The sequence below is a fragment of the Candidatus Planktophila lacus genome (assembly GCF_002288385.1).
In the GTDB taxonomy this organism is placed as follows: Bacteria; Actinomycetota; Actinomycetes; order Nanopelagicales; family Nanopelagicaceae; genus Planktophila; species Planktophila lacus_D.
Map to the genome: position 1 here is coordinate 383,159 of NZ_CP016783.1, position 22,989 is coordinate 406,147.

Genomic DNA, 22,989 nt, shown 5'->3' on the forward strand with positions numbered 1-22,989 from the left:
CTGATGAAGTTTGTAGCGATTGACTGGGGAACTTCATCCTTTCGCGCTTGGTTGATTGAACGCGATCAAATCTCTGACTATCTCCAAACCGATCAGGGCGTTAAGAACTTCGCCTCCGGCTCTCATAGCGCCTATCTAATTGAAGTCTTAGGTAAGTGGCAAGGACAATACGATCGCATCATCGCAATAGGAATGATTGGTTCGAGTATTGGTCTTTATGAGACTGATTTCTCTCCACTGCCGATTGATATCGATGAAGTAAGCAACTCTCTTATTCAAGTACCAAACTTTGAACCAGCTCTTTACATCGTGCCAGGTGTTTCAAAGGCTGGAGATGTAATGCGTGGGGAAGAGTCACAATCTCTTGCTTCAGGGCTTGAAAATGGGCTAGTTATATCGCCTGGAACACATAGTAAATGGGTTGAAATTAAGAGCGGAAAGATTACAGATTTTCGAACCTATCTAACTGGAGAGCTCTTTGAAATACTGAGAAATCACAGCACTCTTTCCAAGGCAACTGATTCATCAGCAAAATTAGTTGCCTCCGGAGATTTTGTAGAAGGCCTTAACGCACAAACCTCTGACTTAACGCATGATTTATTTGCAATCCGCGCCAACTGGTTACAAGGCAAGACCGAGGATGCATCGCGGGAGTACCTCTCGGGGCTATTAATCGGCGCCGAAATCAAGTCTGCAAAGAGTTGGTGTCAGGCAAGTGAGGCAAGGATTGTCGCATCGGATTCTCTTGCCGAAATCTATATATTTGCGCTTTCCCACTTTGGAATTAAAGCAACCGTTGAAAATAGTGGACAACTAATCAATTACTTCGTAGCGCTAGCGAAAAAGGTGGAGAGTAAATCATGAATACATCTGAGCAACTCTTTAGTAATCTGAAATCTGCCCCAATCATCGCAATCCTTAGGGGAGTAACTCCAGATAAAGTCTTGGAGGTGGGAGATCTTCTAATTTCTGCAGGCGTTAAAGTTATCGAAGTTCCACTTAATAGTCCCGATGCCTTTTTAAGTATTAAAGCCCTGCGTGGCCATCTTTCGCCAGATTTCACCGTTGGCGCAGGTACTGTGTTAACAGTCAGCGATGTAGAAAAGATTGCCAAGGCAGGTGCTGAAATTTGTATCAGCCCTAACCTTGATTTAGAAGTTGTCTCAGCTGCCCAGAAACTTGGATTAATCCCTGTACCGGGAGTAGCAACTTCTTCAGAGTTCTTTGAAGCCTATAAACATGGCGTCAGAACTATGAAGTTATTCCCGTTCTCCAATCTAGGCGTTCCATTTATGAAAGCACTGCAATCAGTTTCACCAAAAGATGCACACTTAATTCCAGTCGGTGGGGTTTCTGTTGAAGATACTTTTGAACTTGTTCAATCAGGTGCGCTAGCAGTTGGTATCGGTAATTCACTTTACGATCCAAAAATATCAAACGATGAATTTATTGAACGCTGTTCAAGTACCAAGAAAGTAATTGCTAGATTTGCTTGATTAAGGTTATTGCCAAGATTAGACTTCATAAATACTTAGAAATCACTTAATTTAAATTATTGGGGGCTATCTTGAAAGTTACTAAGTTCGAATTATTTTTCGTTGCCCACCGCTGGCTCTTTCTAAAGATTGAAACCGATGAAGGTATTTCTGGTTGGGGCGAGCCTGTACTTGAAGGCAAGGCGCTCACGGTAGCCACAGCAGTCGACGAATTAATGGACCACGTAATTGGTAAAGATCCATTCCAGATCGAACGTCACTGGCAGAGAATGAAGAAGGGTTCCTTCTATCGTGGAGGCGCAATCATGGATTCGGCCATCTCAGGCATTGATCAAGCGCTCTGGGATATAAAAGGCAAAGCTCTAGGTGTACCTGTCTATCAATTACTTGGCGGACAAGTTCGCGATCGAGTGCGCATTTATGGCCATGTTGGTGGAGTTGGCGGAAAAGATGGATACACCCACAATCCAATCGCCGAAGATATTAAAGAGATCTTGGCTAACGCCGATACTCAGTTAGCAAGAGGCTTAACCGCACTTAAATTTGCGCCTTCTGATGGCTTAGAACATATAGACACCGCGCAAGAGCTAAAAAATATTGTTGCTCGCGTTACTGCGGTTAGAGAACATGTCGGCGATAAAATCGATATCGCACTTGATTTCCATGGCCGCTTTAGCCTTGCTATGGCTCGCAGAGTCTTCCCTTACCTAGAGCCATTAAATCTTTTATTTATTGAAGAACCGGTTCTTCCTGAATTTTCTGACAAGTTTGATTTGATCGTGGCTTCCACATCTACCCCGATTGCAACTGGAGAGCGCCTCTTCGATCGAAAAGATTACAAAGATGTGCTTCGCTCTGGAATCGCCGTTGCTCAGCCTGATTTGAGTCATGCTGGCGGCATCTCTGAATGTCGCAGAATTGCAACAATGGCTGAAACTTACGATGTCGCCGTTGCTCCGCACTGCCCACTTGGACCGATCGCCCTTGCAGCATGCTTGCAATTAGATTTTGCTACCCCGAACTTCTTAATTCAAGAACAAGTACTTGGCCTTGGTCGCGGCAATAACGGTTCGCTAATGAAGTATTTAGTTGACTACTCCGTCTTTGATGCACCCGATGGATATATCGAACTTATGACTAAGCCAGGTTTAGGTATTGAAGTAGATGAAGCAGAGGTTCGTAAGGCCGCTGAAAACGGACATCGTTGGCGCAATCCTGACTGGACGCACCACGATGGATCACTTGCAGAGTGGTAAGACTTACTCTTTAACCGCTCCGGCTGACAGGCCGCTAATGAAATATCTATTGAAGAAGATAAAGATGATTGTTAGCGGAATTAGCGCATATAACGATGCTGCCATTAACTGCGCCCAATCGATTCTATATTCGCCAACTAGCTGACCGATGCCAACCGGCACTGTCTTCATCTCTTCATCTTGGGTTAGAACAAGTGCAAATATGTACTCGTTCCAGCCAGATATAAATGAATAGATTGTTGTTGCAGCAAGTCCTGGCCAGGAGAGCGGAAGAATCACGCTACGGAAGATTCTAAAGCGCCCTGCGCCATCGATCTGTGCCGCAAGATCTAGATCTTTGGAAATTCCGTCGAAGTAACCACGCATCATCCAAGTACAGAATGGGATGGTAAATGAGACATAGGTAATGATTAGCGCCGCGTGGGTGTTAATCAAACCGAAGGTCATATAGATCTTGTAGAAAGGAATCAATAACATAATCGATGGGAATAGCTGGCTAGCGAGCAGAAAAGCCATAAATGTTCCGTGGCCTCTAAATTTAAATCTAGATAGCCCATAAGCCGCAAATGCCGAGAATGTAACGGAGATGAAGGTTGCGGCGCTAACGACTATCAGCGAGTTGCGGAAGTAAGCCAAGAATGGGTGATCAATCCAAACCTGTTTGAAAGCATGAAGCGTTGGATTCTCAGGAATAATCTGAGGAGGAAGTGAGAAGAGATCCTCTTCATTCTTTAGAGATGTAGAAATAATCCAAAGTATTGGAAAGAGGATGAGAGCAGAGAAGAAGAAAAGGACGCTATAACTTGTGAGGTTGGTTATCTTCCGAGCGACCTTTACATCGCTCATTAGCCCGTACTTCTTCTCGTTAGCCATCGGTTCTTTAATCAATGTCTCTTTAATCGTTGTCATTGCGAATCGCCCTTGAGTAGAAGTAACTTGCCGCTAGGAGAATAGTCAAGATAATTACCGACTCAGCAGCTGCTTTGCCGAAGTTGAAGTCTCCAAAGGCCTGCTGATAAATACTGATAGAGACAACCTTGGTTGCGCCAGCAGGTCCACCGGAAGTCATCAACCAAATCACCGTGAAGTGCTTAAACCACCAAGCAGTTTCAAGGATGCAGGTAACTAAAAATATAGGGCGCAAGCCTGGAAGTGTTATATGTCTGAACTGCTGGATACGAGTTGCGCCATCGATTGCAGCAGCCTCGTAACGCTCTGAAGGGATGTTCTTCATTCCAGCCAACATCATGATCATGACGATTGGATAGCCTTTCCAGGTTGCAACGAAGATAACACCGACTAGGGCAGAAGTGCTCGAATCGAACCAGGAAACATCGGAATCAATCAGACCTACGGTGTTTAAAATGTAATTGATCAGCCCATATGTTGGGTTAAAGAGCCACTTCCAGATAAGCGCAACGACAACCTCGGGTAGAAGCCAAGGAAGCATCAAGATAATTTTAAAAGTTGTAGCAAATTTTAGATTCTGATTCAAAATTACAGCCAGTAGAAGGCCGACCACAAAATTGCCAACTACTACAAAGAAAGCGAAGGTTAAGCTGATTTTGAGCGAATTTAAGAACTCTGCATCTGTCAGCAGCTCGGCATAATAACGAGCACCAACAAACTTCCATTCACTTATTAGGTTGGTGCGCTGCATACTGATGAAGATCGCATAGCCAAGTGGATATATGATCAAAGAGAAAACAATTAATAAAGTGGGCAAAGTGAAGAAGTAGCCGGAACGGCTTTCCCGCTTTTTAAATGCGCTTTTCATATTCCCTCTCTAAAGAAAATTTAGTGTTATGAAAGAGTGACATCGGGAAGAGAATTTCTTCTCTTCCCGATGTCACATTCCCTCAATTTACAGACAGACGGTTACCCGTTATCAGCGATAATCTTTCGCGCCTTTTCAGCCTGTTCTTTAGCGATCTGATCAATCGTCTTATCACCCTTTATCGCCGCCTGGTAGGCAGGAGATGCGAGAATTGCGATTGAGTTGTACCAAGGAATCTGTGGGTTAGAGAAGACTTTGCCTTCTCCCGCCTTCACAAAACCAAGGCTCATTTCTGAGTTAACTTGTGGATCAGCTTGTGCATCCAAACGAGAAGGAATGCGGTAGGTAACGTCGTTAATGCGAAGTTGATTTTCCTTATTCAAAAGGAACTTCATATACGCAATAGCAGCCGCACGGTGCTTACTCTTTCGAGCAATGGCATAACCTGACTGGTTCAAGCTAGTAGTTGCAGAAACTCCGGCTGCTGCAGGAATTGGCGCTCCGGCCAACTTACCTTTAGCTGCTGGGTTAGCTGTCAGGGCAACGCCAATTGTGTGAGGGCCAGTGATCATCATCGCTGCTTGTCCCTTACCAATCTGTACAGATGCTTCTGGGTATCCAGTTTGGAACTGACCTGGAGGAACGCAACCGACATCAACTGCATCCTTGTAAAGCTTAAGTGCAGCCTTCCATCCCGGAGAGTCAATTTCTGTGACCCATTTACCAGCAGAATTCTTGCCGACATCTACTGCTCCCATGTTGCGAGCAATTGTGTTAAATCGACCTTGACCAGAACCATTGTCGGTTCCAACCATTGCCCATCCATATTGATCGATCTTTCCATCGCCATCAGTATCTTTTGTAAGAGCCTTACATACTGTGATGAACTCTTCGAATGACTTAGGTGGCTTTACACCAGCCTTAGCAAAGAGGTCTGTGCGATACAAAATCGCTGTTGGAATGCTAAACCAAGGTGCAGAATAGATTTTTCCGCCGATAGTCATTTCGCCAACATTTTCCTTAGCAAAACCATCTATGTAATCCTGACCTAGAGCAGCGCGGAGTTCCAGAGGAATATTTAGCGCTGCCATCTTCACTGTATTAACAGCATCTGATGCATACATATCTGGAACGTTGCCAGCAATCGCCATTGCAGTGAGCTTTGTTACCAAATCGTTTGCTGGAACGCCAACAAACTTAATCTTAGTCTTTGGGCAAGCTTTCATGAATTTATCGGCAATTTCTTGCTCGACTAATCCATCTGGCTTCTCCAAAATAACAGTTGAAAGAACCGTTAAGGTTCCGGTAAATCTTGGACAGAACGAGGGGGTTATTGCAGCAGAAGCGGAGTTCAATGAAATTGTTCCGCTTACAGCAACGAGAGTTGCAGAGGCAACTGCAATAAACTTCCGTTTAGTTGCGCGCATTGTCGACCTTTCTCTTCAAGTTGATTTCCAAATGCATAGTCAAATTACTGCACAAATTGTTCAATAACTAGCAATTAAAGAAAAAATTTTTGTTATAAAAACAAAGGGTTGAAACGTTCAAAATGAAGTTCCATTTTGAACTGTTCAACGATGCAACGAATTACGGGGTGTATTCCATGCTTAAAAATAGCCTTTCCTTGACTTATCACCCCGTAGGGCGAAAAATTCCCACATGACAGTTAGCGTCCGCCACGTAGCACGCAGGGCCCGAGTCTCAATCGGAACTGTCTCCAATGTTCTTAATCGCCCCGAAATAGTTGCCCCAGCTACCTTGGTAAAAGTGCAGCAGGCGATGGATGAACTTGGATTTGTTTCGAGTAGCTTTGCAAAAAAGATTCATTCATCAAATTCAAAGACCCTTGCTCTCTTACTGCCGGATGTCTCAAACCCACTTTTCACTGAGATAGCCCGTGGCGCAGAAGATGCCGCAAACCAAAATGGATACTCATTATTCTTGTGCAACCACGATCACTCTCACGAGAAAGAACGCAAGTACATTCAAACTTTAGCTGGACAAAATGTGCAAGGCATCATGATCTGGCCTACCCGTGGCAAGACTGACAACCTTGATTTCCTACGTTCAAATAACATCGCAGTCACCTTGATTGATACCAACCGTTACTTCGATGTCCATTGTTCTGCCAAAGTTGATGGCATAAGAGGTGGACATGTTGCGATTGGACACTTAGTAGACCTAGGGCATCGCGATATAACTTATGTTTACGAAAACACCATCAATCAATTTATTGAAAGAGGCGAAGGCGCAAAGCAAGCGGCCGAAGAAATGGGTGCCAACCTTAGTTTTATTGAAATTCCTTCACCAACAACTCATGGGGGAGAGTTAGGCGCCAAGAAGTTCCTTGACTCTAAATCTAAATCCTCCGCCGTCTTCTGCGGAAATGACTTGATCGCACTTGGCTTTATGCGCGGTTTAATTGAAGCGGGAATAAGGATCCCAGAAGATATTTCCGTGATGGGATTTGATGATATTGAACTTGCTCCTAACGCCTTAGTACCGCTCACGACCGTTGCACAGGATGGATACCAACTCGGCTACACCGCAACAGAGCTGGTGATTCAAGAATGTGAACTACCGGATACCCATATCCATCAACATGTACTTTTCCAGCCCGAGTTAGTTGAACGCTCTTCGACCGCTGAGCACCCAAGCGTTCGCGAGAAAATCTCAATCGCTTAACTGCAGGATCTGCTTCTGGTGGGACGGGTCGGACTTGAACCGACGACGACCGAATTATGAGTTCGGGGCTCTAACCAACTGAGCTACCGTCCCTAGTGGGGTTAACGCGAACTTTACTGTACTTAGAGGCCGGCTTTGCCGAGTAGTTCGTTTAAGTGTTCTAAATGATGATCAGCATGCGGAAGTTCTTCGCGGGTATGCGTAGTTAGTACGCCAGCAACAGTGCAACCAGCGCCTTTTGCTGATGTAACTCCACCGGGTGCATCTTCAATCGCCCAGCAAATATTTGTTGGAAGACCTAATCTTTCAGCGCCGAGAATAAATGGTTCTGGGAAAGGTTTTCCGCGAGTTACTTGATCAAAGGTTACTGAATTAGCAGGCATCGGAATCTTTCCTGCACGAGTACGGGCAATTGCTAAATCAGTTGTGCAAGAGGTAACGATCGTCCAAGGAATCTCACGATCATTTAATTCGGCAAGTAGTTCAAGTGCACCTGGTACGGCATGTACTCCATCGATATCTGCAATTTCTAGATCGGTAACCCGGCGAATCCATTTTTGGATCTCGGCTTCTTCGCGAGCGGCCAAGACTTTCCTTAAGGTTTGTTCGGCCGGAACACCATGATGGCCCGCAAGTGCTTGCAATGGAATACCAGCTTCATTGGCCATGGTGATCCAAGAGTTCATGACTGCTTCTTGGGAGTTAACCAAGGTGCCATCTAGATCAAAGAGAAATCCAATTTGGCTCAATTACTTGGCTCGCTCTTATTTTTCTTATTAGGGCGTGGATCTTGTTGCATGCCGCGACGGCCCCAGAACTCCCACATATCCATCGTTCCAAGTAAAAGAGCGAATCCAAATAGTAGATCTTCGGCAGGTGCGGAAAAGATACGAAGCCCAACGATTGCATCAGGGCTATACATAACGATGTTGCGCGATGTGAGCCACCAATTTGTTAAGAATTGAAAGGGCAGGATGATTGCATAGCTTGTCCAGAATGCTGGGCGAGTAAGAAGTGAGTTTTTAAAGAGGAAGAGATCTGCCATCACGGCGACAGCAAAGGCGGTTATCGCAATATCGCTGTAGTTCATTTACCGAACTCATCTTTGCGCCAGTGAGGTTTCACCGTTGTTACACCTTCAATAGTCATGATTGCAGCCATCGGAATAACGATAAAGAAGAGGTACTCCTCGAGTGGAATGTTTAGTGGACCAACGATGCCGAGCATCTGATCGCGATCAAAGAACCAGTGCCCCTTTGAAATTGCATATGCATCCCACAATAAAAACAATGAACTAATTGGGAGAACACTGAGGATTACTCTTTTAATTCGGCGAAGGACACCAACTTTAAGCGCGATCTCTAACCAGAAGGATCCGCAAACAGTAAAGATGAGCATCGCCATGTAACTCCACTTTTGCACGGGTAGATCTTCTCATGTAGAAACCGAAATCACCGGGCACGCTTTGGTAGTGTTACAGATATAACTCACAGGAAGGGGCCGACGATGCGTGAAATAGAGCTCGACCTTCTTCTAAAAGTTCGAAAATATTCGCGTTACGCCGTTGGCGTCGCAATCGTTCTCTCTTTCGCCTTTGCACGGATTATTGAAGAGTCAGAGATTACCTGGCAGGTTCTCATCGCTCTCATCGCCCTAGCGATAGGAATTCCACATGGGGCGCTCGATCATTTGGTCACCTTGCCGCGCAGCAACTTTAAGAAGATGGCGCTCTTCATAACGCTCTATGTGGCAGTAGCAGTGCTTGCTGTCATAGCGCTCCTTACATGGAACGTCGTCGGATTTATTCTGGTTGTAGTTATGAGCGCAGTGCACTTTGGTATTGGTGATGCGGCATTTATCTCAGAGATTGATCGCCGCGGCGAAGAGAAGAAGCGCTTTCAGAAATATCTATATGCAACAGCTGCCGGAACCCTTCCTGTAGTTATTCCGTTAGTTAGCGATAAGAGCACTTCGGCGCTTGAAAAGGTAAACCCAGCGCTGGTTAATTGGCATCAAGGTTTGAATAACGACTTGCTGCTCTGGGTAATGCTGATAACCGCATTCGCTCTTCTTCGCTTAGTACAACGCCGCCGCGATGGTGAAGCGATTGATTTAGTTCTGCTTTATTTATTGGCAGTTACCGCACCACCATTGGTTGCCTTTGCAGTTTATTTCGGATGCTGGCATGCCATGCGCCACACAGCACGATTGACTTTGACTTTGCCATCTTCACAGGAGGCGTTTACCAACGGCAGCGCTAAACGCGCATTTATTCGTGCAGTATTGCCAGGTACTCCAGCGCTCTTGGGCACATTTATCATCGCAGCGTTGATAGTTCTGCTTCGTGGTGACTCGCTCGATGATCAATTCTTATGGGTATCACTCGTTGTTGTTTGGGCTTTAACTGTTCCGCATATGGCGGTAACAGCGCGACTTGATCGAAAGGCTTTAAATTGAAGTTACTGATTGCGCTAGCGATGGTCTTTATCTCTGCAGCCCCGGCAAACGCTGCGCCAAATTACATTTTCCCAGTTGCAGATTGTGCGGTTAAATATGTAAAGGCCCATCACGACTATGCAGCAAATGATATTGAAGCCAAGAAAGGTTGCAAATTCGTCTCGCCAGTAAATGGCGTCATCGATGAAGTTAATCGCGTTGACAACTGGAGTGGTAAAACCAACCTGGGTATTGATCGCGGTGGTTTATATGTATCTGTAATTGGTGAAGACGGCGTTCGTTATTACGGCTCGCACTTAACTTCGGTTGTCGCATCGATTCAACCGGGCCTTACTGTGAAAGCTGGGCAAATTCTGGGAAGAGTTGGCTCAACTGGTAGCGCACGTGGAACATCACCACACCTTCACTTTGGAATCTCTTGGCCAACGCCAAGTGAGCCGAATGTCTGGTGGGTACGTCGCGGAGTTGTTGCGCCTTGGAAATATTTAGATGCCTGGAAAGCTGGAAAAGATTTATCGCCGGCTAAGGCAGTTGCTGCGGCGCTTGTTAAGAACGGTGAGATTCCACCACTTCCTAAGAAGTAAATAAAAAAATCCCCCACCGCTTTCGCGATGGGGGATTTTAGTAAACTAAGTGTTATTAGTTAGCGTTCACTGCATCGGCCTGAGGACCCTTTGGACCCTGTACGACCTCGAATGAAACTGACTGACCCTCTTCAAGGGACTTGTAACCGTTTCCTTGGATTGCTGAGTAGTGAACGAATACATCTTGTCCGCCACCATCAACTGCAATGAAACCGAAACCCTTTTCAGAGTTGAACCACTTAACTGTACCTGTTGCCATGTTTTACTTTTCCTTCGATATGTGGGTGTTTAAGAAATCCTCAAACACGGTCTTCCTCTTGCGCCAGCGATACCGAGCAAAGCACTACTGCCATGAAACGGGTCCTGATTAAGCGTCCGACTAAGGAAAAGGGTACTGCCTACACACGAGTACACCTAACTGTGGTCTAGACAGTTACGCCTAAAGGGAGCAAAATTGGGTATCTAGATAGTAAATAGCAAGCGTTTATGCCGCTGGGGAAGGTCGCATAGCGCGGTCTTGCTAGGTACTTACTAGGAGTTTGCAGAATGCAAGAGCTAAATCCATCTGGCCAGAACAGAGACCGTTTAAAGGAATCTGTCGCCGGTTTACTTGTCATACATAGCGCACCTAATGCGCTACGCCCACACATCGAATGGGGCTTGCAATCAATCTTAGGTACTTGGCTAACTTTGCAATGGCGTGATCAACCATGTGCACCAGGAACATATAGAACAACTGTTGAATTTCGAGATGTGCGAGGAAGCGCTGCGAAGATTGCATCTGCACTTCGTGGCTGGCACTACTTGAGATTTGAAGTTCGCGAAGAATCCGAACTCGGGGGAGAGTTCTATCGATCAACTCCCGAGCTCGGAATTCATCGCGCAAGTATTGATGGACTTGGCAATATTGTTTTGACCGAACATCAAATTACGGAAGCGCTCGCCAAAGGCTTTGACGATCTTTCGATTCGCGATGCGATCGATGAAATTCTGGGAAATCAATGGGAAAGAGAGTTAGCCCCATTTAGAGAAGTCGAAATCGATCAGATAATTCAACTCCGGGCGATCTAAAGAATTTGAAATAGATATACTTAGACCATGACAATCCCAGAGAGCCCAATTATCCAAATCGAACGCCGTAAAGCGATCGCTTTATTTGCATCTGTATTAATCCTCGCCGTTGCTTTATTCGGGGGATTGGTGAAGATCGGTTGGGGCATTTCTGCGCGCACTGATAGCGGAATAGTTGTAACTGGTTCGGCGCGCACTGAAGCCGTCGCCGATAACGCGGTATGGACTCTCTCTGTCTCGCTATCTCGTCCTAAGGTTGCGGATGCAGTTTCAAAGGTCGGCAGCGATGTTGAAGCAGTCACTAAGTATTTAACTGATGGCGGAATCCCATCAGAGGCTCTAACTCTGGGACCAGTTTCAACTTATGGCCAAGAAGAATGGGTCAACGGAAATTCGACTGGTCGCATCCTTAACTACCGCGCTAGTCGCGATGTAACGGTGCGCACCAAAGATGTTGAGTTGGTCTCTAAACTTTCTCAAGGTATCGGAAGCATTTTGCAATCAGGTGTAAATGTAAATAACTACGGTCCGCAGTATTACATCTCAACTTTGGCTGAACTTCGCCCGCAGTTATTGGAAGAGGCAATGAAAGATGCCAAGGTGCGCGCTGATGCGATCACCAAAGCCGTGGGCAGTCACGTCGGCGTAGTCACAGGTGTAAAGAGCGGTGTATTTCAGGTGACAACGCCAGATTCGACTATGACTTCCGATGGTGGCGCTTATGACACTACAACGATTAAAAAGACTGTTACATCGACTGTCTCGGTTACCTTTACGGTAAATAACGACTAAAGTTTTTTCATGGCCTCACGTCCGGAAGAGTTAATTGCCTATTTCGGCATGAAGCCCTTGCCGGTTGAAGAGACTTACTTCATCAATACCTATATCTCTGATGCTAAGACCGCCGAAGGCGGTCCCGCTGGCACTGCAGGCTTAGGTCTTTATTTATCTGCGCCGCGCAGTGCTTCTACTGCACACGTTCTTACTTTGGATGAAGTCTGGCATTTCTATGAAGGCGATCCTGTTGCGCTTTACGAATTTCATCCTGACGGAACAGCGCGCACAATTTTATTGGGACGCGATATCGCTGCAGGACAAGTTATGCAGCACACCATCAAGGCTGGAGTTATCCAAGCCGGTGAAGTCGCACCTGGTGGCACATGGTCACTCTTTGCCTGCACTATGTCGCCAGGATTTACCGCAACTTGTTTTAAAGGTACAACTAAATCTGAGCTCCGCGGAAAGTATGCGGGTTACGAAGAAATCATCGAACGAATGGGCGTTACTGATGGACATGAAACTTCGCTACCTGCAGATTACGTAAACGAGCGATTTAAAAGCTAGTTGTTAAAGCGGGATATTTCCGTGGGCACCGCGGCGATGTGGCGCAGCAGCAATAGTTCTAGCAAGTGCAGATCTTGTAACTTTCGGATCGATAATTTCATCAACCGCACCGATTTCAACAGCGCGGGCAACTCCACCAGAAATCTTGTCGTGTTCTGCAGCAAGTTCTAACTCCATCGCCTCACGTTGTTCAGGTGCAAGGTCAGCAAGTATCCGACGATGCAGTACGCGCACTGCAGCAACTGCGCCCATCACCGAAACCTCTGCGTTAGGCCAAGCAAATACTCGCGTTGCACCAAGTGATTTAGCGTTCATCGCCACAAATGCTCCGCCGTATGCGCGACGTGTTATCAAAGTTACGCGCGGTACAACTGCTTCACCAAAGGCGTGCAATAACTTAGCGCCACGACGCACCGCACCTTCCCACTCTTGGCCAGCGCCAGGAAGAAAGCCAGTAACGTCTGCGATAACAATTAGCGGAATTCCAAAGGCATCACAAGTGCGCACAAAGCGCGCTGCTTTCTCGCCAGCTGCTGAATCTAAAACACCACCAATATGTGCCGGATTATTTGCAATAACGCCAACGCTGCGCCCGCCAAAGCGACCCAGCACCGTTGTCATATTTTCGGCCCAAACTGGCAGCAGCTCTAACTTCTCGCCATCTTTATCCAAGATCGCATCAATAAGTGGATGAACTTCGTAACTACGCTTGCTTACAGGCGGAACGAAGGTTGAAAGATCTAAGTCGGGAATATCTGTATCCATATGGCCTTGATTTGCAAAAAGTGATGTCACATCGCGAATTTCAGCGAACGCTTCATCTTCCGATGATGCGATCACATGTGCAACGCCGCTATTTTTACTGTGTGCCTCTGGGCCGCCAAGGGAAGCCATATCCACATCTTCACCTGTCACAGATTTAACAACGTCGGGGCCGGTAACAAAGATTCGACCTTCGGGTGCGAGGACAACGATGTCGGTAAGTGCTGGCCCGTAAGCACCGCCACCAGCAGTTGGTCCAAGAACTAGAGATAGCTGTGGGATGCGACCGCTTGCCAAAATCATTGATTGAAAAACTTCACCGAAAGCATCAAGGGAAGAAACGCCATCACTTAAACGCGCACCACCTGAGTGCCAGATACCGATGATGGGAAGCTGCTTAGCCATCGCTTCTTTATATGCTTCAACAATTACCTTTGAACCTGCGACCCCAAGGGCACCGCTTTTAATTGTGGCATCAGATGCAAAGACAACAACGCGATTTCCTTTAATTGCGCCAGTTGCTGCGATCATTCCGCAATCGGTGCGTTCAACGAGTAGAGATACGCTACCTGGATCGAGTAAACGTTGAATTCTTAATTCGGGATCGCGCGGGTCGACCTCTTTGTGGACCATAAAAATCAGTTTATAGAGTTGCGAAAGCCAATACAACGTTGTGGCCGCCAAAACCAAAGGAATCATTGAGCGCCGCGATTTGTCCAGCAGGCAATGAGCGTGGAGTGTCGCGCACCACATCGATAGTCACTGCAGGATCTAAATTCTCAATATTAATTGTTGGAGGAGCAAGACGTTCTTGTAGCGCCTTAACAATGAATACAGATTCAATTGCACCTGCGCCACCAAGTAGATGTCCGGTCATTGATTTAGTTGCAGATACTGCAACGTGGTCTGCGTCGACGCCGAGTGCTAAGCGCAACGCATTTGCTTCAGCAACATCGCCTGCTGGAGTTGAAGTCGCATGAGCGTTTAAGTGAACAATATCTTTTATTGAAAGCTTGGCATCTTGTAGCGCAAATTTAATTGCGCGCTGCACACCTGAACCATCTGGGTCCGGAGCTGCGATGTGATAACCATCTGAGGAAAGCCCTTGGCCAACTAGTTCGCAGTAAATCTTGGCGCCACGTGCTTTAGCGTGCTCGTACTCTTCAAGAACTAATATTCCGCCGCCTTCACCGAGTACAAAACCATCACGGTCAGCATCGTAAGGACGTGATGCGCGCTCTGGCGCATCGTTGCGGGTAGAAAGCGCCTTCATTGCAGCAAAGCCGGCCATCGGAAGTTGGTGAATTGCTGCTTCAACGCCGCCGCTAACAATTACATCGGCGCGATTTGAGCGGATCATTTCAAGTGCATAACCAATTGCTTCAGCACCTGATGCACATGCGCTTACCGGTGTGTGGACTCCGGCGCGGGCTTGCAGTTCTAGACCAACGTTTGCAGCAGGTCCATTGGGCATCAACATCGGAACAGTGTGAGGACTGACTCCGCGTGCGCCTTTCTCTTTCAAATTATCGAATTGATCTAGCAAGGTAATAACGCCACCAATACCGGAAGCGATTACGACGCCGAGTCTTTCCTTATCAACATCTGGTGTACCTGCATCTTTCCAGGCTTCACGGGATGCAACTAGAGCAAATTGTTCTGAGCGATCAAGGCGGCGCATCTCAACGCGCTCCATCTGATCGGCAGGTTCTGTATCAACGCGCGCTGCGAAGTGCACAGGCAAGAGTTCGCGCCAATCTTCAGTTAGAAGACGGACTCCGCTCTTACCGGCGATTAGTGCAGCCCAAGTCGATGCAACATCTCCACCAAGTGGAGTAGTTGCACCAAGACCTGTGACGACTACGCGACGTTGAGACATTTAAACTACTTATACGGCAGCGCTAACGATGAAGTTAACTGCATCTCCTACTGTTGCAAGATCAGTTACCTTCTCGTCAGGAATCTTCACGCCAAAGCGCTCTTCGCAGGCAACTACAACTTCGACCATGCTAAGTGAATCTACTTCTAGGTCGTCAGTGAAGTTTTTATCGAGTTCGATTGATGCAGCTGGAATACCAGCAACTTCTTCAACGATCTCTTTGATTCCTGCAAGTACATCTGCGGCTAAAAGTGCCATTTGTTTATTCCTTTTCTTTTATTAATTCTTGCTTTTCTCATCCGAGTCCAACAGGTTGTAATTCTCTCTGATTAGATGCGCTACTTCCTAGTAATTCGAAGGCTTATCGCCAGAAAATTATGGTTTAGGGGGTAATTTCACAACTTGCCCCGCGTAAACGAGACCTGCGCCATATCCGATTAAGAGCGCAATCTTGCCGTGAAGTTCGGGGTGTTTTGCCAGGAGCGCATCCATCGCAAGGGGGATTGATGCGGCAGAGGTATTTCCATTTGTGCGAATGTCATCTGCAATCACAACTGACTCTGGCAACTTCATCTCTTTCGCCATAGTTTCGATGATGCGCACATTTGCTTGGTGTGGAATAAATGCATCAATCTCGTTTACCGATAAGCCGGCTGAATCAAGTGCCTTAAGCGCTGCCTTACTCATTGAGAACACGGCCCAGCGGAAAACCTTCTGACCTTCTTGCGTGATATTCGGCCACTTAACATCTGCCTTAGTTAATTGAGTTTCAGTGTTGCGAACGTCAATCCATGATGGATTCATCAAGATGGCATCGCGATTTTCCGAGTCAGATCCCCATTCAACTGGGCCAATTCCTGGTTCAGTTGATTCACCAATCACGACGGCGCCAGCGCCATCGGCGAAGATAAATGCCGTTGCGCGATCAGTTGGGTCGGTGAAATCCGAAATCTTTTCTACACCGATTACGAGAACTTTCGTCGCGCTACCGGCGCGCACCATGTCGTGTGCCATGGCTACCCCGTAACAGAACCCTGCGCAGGCAGCGCTAATGTCGAGCGCAGCCGCAGTTGGATTCCCCATTCGCTGAATAACTGCAGTTGCTGCAGATGGTGCTTGGTGCGGATAAGTAATAGTTGCCACAACGACGGTATCAATATCTTTGATTGTCAGTTTGGCACGAGTTAGCGCTTGTTCTGCTGCGCCGATCGCCATATCGACAACTGATTCATCTGCGCTAGCAAAGCGACGAGATTCAATTCCGGTGCGCTGCACAATCCATTCATCACTGGAATCAATTAAATCTACGATCTCCGAATTTGGAACAAGGCGAGATGGGCGATAAGCACCGACCGATAAAATTGTGCTCTCGCTACCAGTTTTTACTTTGATCGCCATCGCTCTACCTTAACTCTTAATTACTTACTTCTTGGTTATGTCGCAGTGCAAATTCATCGGCTAACGCAAGATCAGCAACTGCCTTGAGCGCAAAGGTTTCAACAATTGGCGCCGCACGCTTTAACAAGCCAACCAGAGTTCCAGCAGGTGGAACTTCTAGCGCACCGGATACGTTCTCGGTGAGCGTTGTCATACAGAGATCCCAACGAACTGGGTTAGAGATCTGCGCAACGATGCGATCTAAGATTTCACGTCCATTGCGAATTACCGCACCATCTTTATTAGAAATAACGCCACACTTTGGATCTTGCACCTCAAGTGAAGCAGCAAGTGCGCGAAGCGGTGCAACCGCAGGTTCCATATAGGAAGTGTGAAATGCCCCAGCGACAGCAAGAGCGCGCACACGTGCGCCTTCGGGTGCTAACTGCGAAAGCGCATCTAAATCTCCCGCAGCAACAATTTGTCCAGCGCCGTTATCGTTTGCCGCGACCAATCCAAGATCTGCAATTGCACGAAGTACGACTTCACGATCTCCACCTAAGACCGCCGCCATCCCAGCCGGTTTAATTGCAGCGGCTTTTGCCATTTCAATTCCACGAGCACGTACCAACTTCATCGCATCCAGGTCGTTAATAACTCCTGCTAGGGCAGCAGCGGTGATTTCACCTACTGAATGACCTGCGACAAATGCAAGGTTATTTTCTTTATTGAGTGCCCGAGCACCAAGTAAACCAGCAGCAACAATTAACGGTTGGGCATTTGCGGTGTCTTTAATTTCTTCGGCATCAGCGGTTGTGCCTAAGCGAACTAGATCAAGTCCTATTTCGTGTGACCACTGCTGCACAAGGAGCTTGGCGGCAGGATCTTGTATCCATGGCTCCAGCATTCCTGGAGTCTGGGCGCCTTGACCTGGTGCAACTAATGCGAGCATGGTTCAGATTTTAGGTGAGCGTGATGTTTACTACCTAGTACCTGCGCATTTCTAGCGCGGTTAATTACAAAATTAATTGCGTGTTACTAGCCACACCTGCGCACAATGCGCCGCCACATCTACTTTGCTGGCGGGCGGACGAATGATCGGTTCGTGTGTTTGCACTGGTGTTGCGGCATCGAAGATTCTGCGGAATGAGTGTCCCCAGTTTTCATCGGGCAAGGTAAATGGTGTCTCTGATTTAGAAGAGTTAAGCAGTAACAGCAAACCGCGCTCTGAACCAGCTTCAATAAATACTGTCAGGCTGCGCTTTTCGCCATCTTGCCAGTGGTCTTCATGCATCTCATGACCGCCAAGTGAGAACCACGCAATATCTTTTCGTTTTGTTCCGGCATCAACTGTGCCGGTAAAGAATTCGTGTGCCACACCTTCTAGGTACTGCTTACGAATATGGGCAAGTTCAGAGACTGCATCAAAGAGATCAGATTCTTCTTCATTTAACTTCCACTTATTTGCCCAACCACCCAGGAAGTTTGCTTCGCTATCTTCCATAAGCGGGTTCATATCTCGTGGCAATGAGTAACCATTATTTGAACCGTTTTGAGTACGACCAATTTCATCGCCCATAGTCATCATCGGCACACCTGAAGAGAGAAGCAGCGTTGCCATCATTGATTTCTTCAATTGATGACGGTGAGCTTTAACCAAAGGATCATTGCTAGGACCTTCAACGCCGAGATTCCAAGAGCGGTTGTCGTTATGGCCATCTTTGCTATCTTCTTGATTCGGGCCATTATGTTTATCTTGGTACATAACTAAGTCGGCCAAGGTAAAGCCATCATGTGCGGTGATGAAGTTAATTGATGAAGTTGGCCCGCGATAATAGAAAATATCGCTTGAGCCACTGATGCGCGATGCAATATCAGCAACGCCTTCGCCGTAACCGCGCGCTAAATCACCTAACCAGAATTGACGTACCGAGTCGCGATAAGCATCGTTCCACTCGCGCCACGGATGCGGGAAATCACCTAGCGAATAGCGAGTTACATCCCAAGGCTCAGCGATCATCTTAAAGTTACGTAAAACTGAATCTGCTTCGATAGCCGACATCAGCGATGAGTTAAATGCGCTGTGGCTGGTGTACAACGCTGCTGCTAAATCAAATCGAAAGCCATCTACGCCAATTACTTCAACCCACCAACGAAGTGAATCAACAATATGTCGCACCGCATGTGGATTACTGCTGGCTAAGGTATTTCCGCATCCGGTGACATCGATGTAATTGCCTTGGCCATCTTGGCGATACCAAGCTTTATTGTCGATACCTTTAAAAGATAACGTTGGTCCACCGACTCCACCTTCAGCGGTGTGGTTGTAAACGACATCGAGAATTACCTCAATATCGTTCTCATGTAAGCGATCAACAGCTTCTTGTAACTCTGAAATCGGATCTGCTGTTGCCGCGTATGCGCCATGCGGTGCGCTAAAGGCAATTGCGTTATAGCCCCAATGGTTTTTGCGGCCACGGTCCCAGATTGATGGTTCGGTTAGATAAGAATGAATTGGCAGAAGTTCAAGTGCGGTAACGCCTAATTTCTTTAGATGCGCAATCGTGCTGGGATGGCCAAGTGCTTTATATGTACCGCGTTCGTTGGCGGGAATCTCTTCATTCTTTGCAGTCAAACCTTGAACATGTGCTTCGTAAATTAGAGTGTTTGCCCAAGGAACAAGCGGACGATGTATCTCGCGCACCGGATGGTTTGTAACGACGGAGTAAGGAACAGAGCCTGCGCTATCGCGATCATCGCGCACCGTGTTATCGCCGCTTCCGACTGCGTCACTTGCGACATGTCCATAAATTTCAGGGACATATTCCAATTGGCCATCTAGTTGATGGGTGTAAGGATCGATCAATAGTTTTGCCGCGTTAAAGCGCACACCATTTTCAGGTTGCCATGGGCCGTAGACGCGATAGCCATAACGCTGGCCGGCCTTTACTCCCGCTAAGTACCCGTGCCAGATCGGGCCATTGCGATGTGACATCGCAAAGCGAGTTTCAACTAACTTGCCATTGGCCTCATTGAAGAGGCAGAGCTCGATGGCATCTGCGGCGTTAGACCAGATTGCAAAGTTTGCTCCACCATCTGTAAGTGTGGCGCCGAGGGTGAGAGGGTCGGCTGGGAGCATGGACTTATCTTGCCCTGCAAGCCTTTAAATTGGGAAACTAGACCTGCAAATTTCTGGCGAATTATGAAGATTAGCTCAGCAGCGCTCAGCAAAATAAGCCCAGGTAGCAGATCGACGCTGCGCTTTAAAAACCATGGAGTGCCATTCCTCAACATCCAGATAATTGAATCGCGACGGCTCCGGTTATTTACGGGATCGATCTTTACTTCACCGATCTCATAACCACGATGAGTTAAGAGGTTGGCATATTGTGCAGCGATAAATTGATGGCCTAATTTGCTGGGATGCATACGATCTACGTGCCATTTCTCGCGCGCATAAATATCCTGCAACGAGCGAGTCTCCATCAGTACTGCTCCAAAAGTTTTGCCAAGGGCTCTTGTAGATGCATTTACCGCGGCAACTCTGCGACGGCAGATTCGCCCAATTAGATATGGCATAGGCACGATCTTGGTTGGATCATGAAGTTCAAGCAACATAATCGTGCAACCTCTAGATACAAGTTCTAGCAAAGTCTTTCGCAAGTTCTCTGCAAACTTCTGTGGGTTGAAGTTGCTGCGCAAAAGATCATTGCCACCTACAACAACTGCTACTAAATCCGGGTTATGGAGCAAAATTTTTGGAAGTTGCTCTTCCAATACTTCAGCTGACCTTGCACCCGGGCGAGATGCATTGATAAAGATCAGCGGTTCTTGAAATGATTTAGCTAGGTGATAACTCCAGCCTAGGTTGTTACCATGGCCGTCAGAATCTCCAACACCGGATGCCGCGCTATCGCCGATCACAGCAAAGGTAAGCGGCGCGCTCATAGTTAAGCCGCTCTCAGAACTTGGAGGTTTGGCTTCTTACCGAGTGAAAGCATCTGCGAGATAGTTGAGGACCAAGGGAAGTTCTCGGCCTGGTGATGGCAACGACTGCGCAAAGTGTTATCTGTCTTCAACTTACCAATTAGCGTTTCGATCGCGTCAGCAAAGTCAGAACCGTTATTTGCCGCCACTTGCCCAACAAAATCTGAAGAATCAACGAGAAGGAATTCACCGACCGCACTTGTTTCTGAGGCAACAACCGGTGTTCCGCTGGCTAAAGATTCAAGGGCCGATAAGCAGAAAGTCTCGATTGGTCCAGGTGCAATTGAGATATCGGCTGAAGCGACAACCGATGCGAGATACTTCTTATCAGAGATATAGCCAAGAAAAGTTACAGGAATATCGCGGGAAGATTCGTAAAGTTTCTTATGTAGCGGCCCAGTTCCAACATAGATTAGACGCGCATTAACTCCGCGCTTTAACAACTCGCGCAGGGCTTGGATTGATCGCTCTGGCTTCTTCTCTGGTGAAAGTCTTCCGCAATGAACGAGAAGTATTTCGCCACCCTTTAAAAGTTTGGTGCGTAACTCAAGATCGCGGTTCTTTGGTGAGAAAGTCTTAAGATCAACGCCCAAGGGAACTTGAATCAAGTTCTTAGTTCCTATGGCAAGAAATTCTGAAGATGCAAATTTAGTTGTGGCAATTACATAGTCAAATGATTTGGCAAGCCGTTGGTTATGCCAGGCAACGAACTTCTTGGCTGAAAATGGTAGATAAGTCTTGATCAACCCGCGCAAAGTTTCGTGGCTAAATACCAAAGTTGTGATCTTGCGTGACTTCGCCCATCGCCCAACGCTGGAAAGGGTAAATCGATCAGATACTTCGATGCGATCAGGTGAAAGCGCAAGCAACATATTTCTGATCTGACGATTTGATTTGATGATGCGGTATCCACCCGTAAATGGAATAAGTAAAGATGGAACTGTAATTCTGGTGCCGTGTGGCGTCTTTTCATGATGCAGACCAGCGCCTGGAACTATGTAGGTAAATTCATGGCCCTGGCTTGTATATCCAGTGCCGAGATTATGAAGCGTGGTCTTTATGCCACCGGACTTAGGGCCATAGAAATTGGCGATGTGGATAATTTTCATGCGACCAGATCTTTCTGTGATGCAACAAAGCGGATAGTTTCTCGATAGCGCTTAATAAGTTCTTCATTTATCTGATCCCATGTTCGATGTTCTACGGATTTACGTGCAGCTTCTTCCATTAGGTCCCGCGCTGGATGCTCGGCAAGAGTGAAGACAGATTCCAAGAGTTCATGTGAGTTTGCCGTGTCGATTAAAAGCCCGGTTTTCCCGTGCTCAATCAGATCTGTAGGGCCACCGGTATCGGGGCCTACGACCACTGTTCCTGAGGCGAGTGATTCTTGAATCGCCTGGCAGAAAGTTTCGTGTTTGCCGGTATGAACAAAAACATCAAGTGCTGCCACATACCGCGCCAGTTCTGCACCAGATTGATATCCCACAAAGATTGCGTTGGGAAGATCGTTCTCTAATTTAGATCGCGCAGGTCCATCGCCCACAATTACCAATTGGAAATCTGGGTGACGATCGATAACTTCTAGATCACTTACTCGCTTCTCGTTTGCAAGACGGCCCACATAACCAACTAGATATTTAGGTGAAGGCTTTCTACCGCGGGTTGTTAAAAGTTCGCTACGGAAATCTGCATCAAATTTTGCTGGTTGGAAGTTCTCAATGTTTACTCCACGCTGCCAGAGTTTTATATTTTTAACGCCAGAGTTTTCAAGATCGCGGCAGGCCCAGGATGAAGGAGCAAGAGTGAGATCGGTAGTCGAGTGAATTCGTGCGACCCAGCGTTTTAGAGTTGCATGCGCAATTGTTAAACCGTAATGACGAGCAAAGCCTGCGATATCAGTTTGATAAACCGAAACAGTTGGTATGCCGGCCTTCTTGGCTAACCGTGCAACGTAATGGCCTAAGAAGATTGGTGAAGCTAGATGGATTACATCTGGTGCAAAGCCTTCGATAAATGGTTCGAGAGTTCGCTGCGGAAGTCCCATCGGAATCAACTTCTTCATATCGATACTTGGAACGTGCTTGATTTTGTATCCGCAATATTCCTTGGGCGCGTTCTCGCTCTCAGGTGCAATTACCAGCACTTGATGTCCCTGTGATCTGCAGAATTCAAGAAGGCGAAGTACTGAGTTGGTCACGCCATTTACTTGGGGGAGAAAGGCCTCTGTTACGACAAGTATTCGTAGCGGGTTGGCGTCTTTAACTTCCAACGCCTCTCTAAAATCCAACATGGTTCACAGGTTGAAGGTTAAAAC

25 protein-coding genes and 1 tRNA gene are annotated in these 22,989 nt (G+C 47.0%); 9 read left to right on the forward strand and 17 right to left on the reverse strand.

Annotated elements, in window-relative coordinates:
• Positions 1–3: 3 nt before the first annotated feature.
• The 3 genes from A1sIIB60_RS01905 (at position 4) to dgoD (ending at position 2,752) form a co-directional block, all read left to right on the forward strand.
• Complete coding sequence (locus A1sIIB60_RS01905; RefSeq protein WP_095677179.1) at positions 4–864, forward strand: 2-dehydro-3-deoxygalactonokinase; 861 nt, start codon at positions 4–6, stop codon at positions 862–864.
• Complete coding sequence (locus A1sIIB60_RS01910; RefSeq protein ID WP_095677180.1) at positions 861–1,496, forward strand: bifunctional 4-hydroxy-2-oxoglutarate aldolase/2-dehydro-3-deoxy-phosphogluconate aldolase; 636 nt, start codon at positions 861–863, stop codon at positions 1,494–1,496. Before A1sIIB60_RS01905 ends, A1sIIB60_RS01910 begins: the two co-directional genes overlap by 4 nt.
• A gap of 71 nt (positions 1,497–1,567) precedes the next feature.
• The gene (gene dgoD, locus A1sIIB60_RS01915; RefSeq protein ID WP_095670826.1) at positions 1,568–2,752 is read left to right on the forward strand and encodes a galactonate dehydratase; all 1,185 of its coding nucleotides are present in this window, start codon (positions 1,568–1,570) and stop codon (positions 2,750–2,752) included.
• Positions 2,753–2,755: 3 nt separating this feature from the next.
• On the opposite strand, the gene A1sIIB60_RS01920 is transcribed toward dgoD, so the two are convergent.
• The 3 genes from A1sIIB60_RS01920 to A1sIIB60_RS01930 all read right to left on the reverse strand — a co-directional run bounded on the left by A1sIIB60_RS01920 (position 2,756) and on the right by A1sIIB60_RS01930 (position 5,956).
• Positions 2,756–3,661, reverse strand: a complete 906-nt coding sequence (locus tag A1sIIB60_RS01920) for a carbohydrate ABC transporter permease (protein WP_223298705.1) — start codon at positions 3,659–3,661, stop codon at positions 2,756–2,758.
• Complete coding sequence (locus A1sIIB60_RS01925; RefSeq protein ID WP_223298706.1) at positions 3,648–4,529, reverse strand: carbohydrate ABC transporter permease; 882 nt, start codon at positions 4,527–4,529, stop codon at positions 3,648–3,650. The genes A1sIIB60_RS01920 and A1sIIB60_RS01925 overlap by 14 nt, the downstream gene beginning before the upstream one ends.
• Positions 4,530–4,630: 101 nt before the next feature.
• On the reverse strand, positions 4,631–5,956 hold the full coding sequence (locus tag A1sIIB60_RS01930) for an ABC transporter substrate-binding protein (protein WP_095677181.1): 1,326 nt from the start codon (positions 5,954–5,956) through the stop codon (positions 4,631–4,633).
• A gap of 232 nt (positions 5,957–6,188) precedes the next feature.
• On the opposite strand from A1sIIB60_RS01930, the gene A1sIIB60_RS01935 reads away from it, so the two are divergent.
• Positions 6,189–7,214: a LacI family DNA-binding transcriptional regulator gene (locus A1sIIB60_RS01935; protein ID WP_095688930.1), complete on the forward strand. Its 1,026-nt coding sequence runs from the start codon at positions 6,189–6,191 to the stop codon at positions 7,212–7,214.
• Between the two features lie 16 nt (positions 7,215–7,230).
• Here the strand turns inward: A1sIIB60_RS01935 and A1sIIB60_RS01940 are convergent.
• The 4 genes from A1sIIB60_RS01940 to A1sIIB60_RS01955 form a co-directional block, all read right to left on the reverse strand.
• Positions 7,231–7,307 (reverse strand) — tRNA-Ile (locus tag A1sIIB60_RS01940).
• A gap of 29 nt (positions 7,308–7,336) precedes the next feature.
• Positions 7,337–7,963 carry an HAD-IA family hydrolase gene (locus A1sIIB60_RS01945; RefSeq protein WP_095688931.1) on the reverse strand — a complete coding sequence of 209 codons (627 nt, stop codon included), beginning with the start codon at positions 7,961–7,963 and terminating at the stop codon, positions 7,337–7,339.
• On the reverse strand, positions 7,960–8,304 hold the full coding sequence (locus A1sIIB60_RS01950; protein WP_095688932.1) for a lycopene cyclase domain-containing protein: 345 nt from the start codon (positions 8,302–8,304) through the stop codon (positions 7,960–7,962). Before A1sIIB60_RS01950 ends, A1sIIB60_RS01945 begins: the two co-directional genes overlap by 4 nt.
• Positions 8,301–8,636 (reverse strand): lycopene cyclase domain-containing protein, encoded by a 336-nt coding sequence (locus tag A1sIIB60_RS01955; protein WP_223298707.1) that lies wholly within the window; start codon positions 8,634–8,636, stop codon positions 8,301–8,303. The genes A1sIIB60_RS01950 and A1sIIB60_RS01955 overlap by 4 nt, the downstream gene beginning before the upstream one ends.
• Positions 8,637–8,720: 84 nt before the next feature.
• On the opposite strand from A1sIIB60_RS01955, the gene A1sIIB60_RS01960 reads away from it, so the two are divergent.
• The gene (locus tag A1sIIB60_RS01960) at positions 8,721–9,671 is read left to right on the forward strand and encodes a Brp/Blh family beta-carotene 15,15'-dioxygenase (RefSeq protein WP_095688933.1); all 951 of its coding nucleotides are present in this window, start codon (positions 8,721–8,723) and stop codon (positions 9,669–9,671) included.
• Between the two features lie 20 nt (positions 9,672–9,691).
• Positions 9,692–10,255, forward strand: coding sequence for a M23 family metallopeptidase (locus A1sIIB60_RS01965; RefSeq protein WP_095677841.1), 564 nt, complete (start codon positions 9,692–9,694; stop codon positions 10,253–10,255).
• A gap of 55 nt (positions 10,256–10,310) precedes the next feature.
• On the opposite strand, the gene A1sIIB60_RS01970 is transcribed toward A1sIIB60_RS01965, so the two are convergent.
• Positions 10,311–10,514 carry a cold-shock protein gene (locus A1sIIB60_RS01970; protein ID WP_017955223.1) on the reverse strand — a complete coding sequence of 68 codons (204 nt, stop codon included), beginning with the start codon at positions 10,512–10,514 and terminating at the stop codon, positions 10,311–10,313.
• A gap of 287 nt (positions 10,515–10,801) precedes the next feature.
• Between A1sIIB60_RS01970 and A1sIIB60_RS01975 the strand changes: the two genes are divergently transcribed.
• From A1sIIB60_RS01975 to A1sIIB60_RS01985, 3 genes are read left to right on the forward strand one after another with little or no spacing between them, the layout of a single operon-like run.
• Positions 10,802–11,326, forward strand: coding sequence for a DUF3145 family protein (locus A1sIIB60_RS01975; RefSeq protein WP_095677186.1), 525 nt, complete (start codon positions 10,802–10,804; stop codon positions 11,324–11,326).
• 27 nt (positions 11,327–11,353) lie between these two features.
• Positions 11,354–12,118 carry an SIMPL domain-containing protein gene (locus tag A1sIIB60_RS01980; protein ID WP_095677187.1) on the forward strand — a complete coding sequence of 255 codons (765 nt, stop codon included), beginning with the start codon at positions 11,354–11,356 and terminating at the stop codon, positions 12,116–12,118.
• A 9-nt stretch (positions 12,119–12,127) separates the two neighbouring features.
• Positions 12,128–12,670 carry a cupin domain-containing protein gene (locus A1sIIB60_RS01985; RefSeq protein WP_095677188.1) on the forward strand — a complete coding sequence of 181 codons (543 nt, stop codon included), beginning with the start codon at positions 12,128–12,130 and terminating at the stop codon, positions 12,668–12,670.
• A 3-nt stretch (positions 12,671–12,673) separates the two neighbouring features.
• Here A1sIIB60_RS01985 and A1sIIB60_RS01990 read toward each other — a convergent pair whose 3' ends face one another.
• The 9 genes from A1sIIB60_RS01990 to A1sIIB60_RS02030 all read right to left on the reverse strand — a co-directional run bounded on the left by A1sIIB60_RS01990 (position 12,674) and on the right by A1sIIB60_RS02030 (position 22,965).
• Positions 12,674–14,065 carry an acyl-CoA carboxylase subunit beta gene (locus tag A1sIIB60_RS01990; RefSeq protein ID WP_095688934.1) on the reverse strand — a complete coding sequence of 464 codons (1,392 nt, stop codon included), beginning with the start codon at positions 14,063–14,065 and terminating at the stop codon, positions 12,674–12,676.
• Positions 14,066–14,075: 10 nt separating this feature from the next.
• Complete coding sequence (fabF, locus tag A1sIIB60_RS01995; protein ID WP_095688935.1) at positions 14,076–15,311, reverse strand: beta-ketoacyl-ACP synthase II; 1,236 nt, start codon at positions 15,309–15,311, stop codon at positions 14,076–14,078.
• 9 nt (positions 15,312–15,320) lie between these two features.
• Positions 15,321–15,569, reverse strand: coding sequence for an acyl carrier protein (locus A1sIIB60_RS02000; protein WP_095670837.1), 249 nt, complete (start codon positions 15,567–15,569; stop codon positions 15,321–15,323).
• Positions 15,570–15,686: 117 nt separating this feature from the next.
• On the reverse strand, positions 15,687–16,709 hold the full coding sequence (locus A1sIIB60_RS02005) for a beta-ketoacyl-ACP synthase III (protein WP_095688936.1): 1,023 nt from the start codon (positions 16,707–16,709) through the stop codon (positions 15,687–15,689).
• Positions 16,710–16,725: 16 nt separating this feature from the next.
• Entirely contained in the window at positions 16,726–17,640 is a 915-nt protein-coding gene (locus A1sIIB60_RS02010) for an ACP S-malonyltransferase (RefSeq protein ID WP_095688937.1), read from the reverse strand.
• 72 nt (positions 17,641–17,712) lie between these two features.
• Entirely contained in the window at positions 17,713–19,764 is a 2,052-nt protein-coding gene (glgX, locus tag A1sIIB60_RS02015; protein WP_223298736.1) for a glycogen debranching protein GlgX, read from the reverse strand.
• Positions 19,701–20,636, reverse strand: a complete 936-nt coding sequence (locus tag A1sIIB60_RS02020) for an SGNH/GDSL hydrolase family protein (protein WP_223298709.1) — start codon at positions 20,634–20,636, stop codon at positions 19,701–19,703. Before A1sIIB60_RS02020 ends, glgX begins: the two co-directional genes overlap by 64 nt.
• Positions 20,637–20,638: 2 nt before the next feature.
• Positions 20,639–21,784 (reverse strand): glycosyltransferase, encoded by a 1,146-nt coding sequence (locus A1sIIB60_RS02025; protein ID WP_095677194.1) that lies wholly within the window; start codon positions 21,782–21,784, stop codon positions 20,639–20,641.
• Positions 21,781–22,965: a glycosyltransferase family 4 protein gene (locus A1sIIB60_RS02030; protein WP_095688939.1), complete on the reverse strand. Its 1,185-nt coding sequence runs from the start codon at positions 22,963–22,965 to the stop codon at positions 21,781–21,783. Before A1sIIB60_RS02030 ends, A1sIIB60_RS02025 begins: the two co-directional genes overlap by 4 nt.
• Positions 22,966–22,989 lie beyond the last annotated feature (24 nt).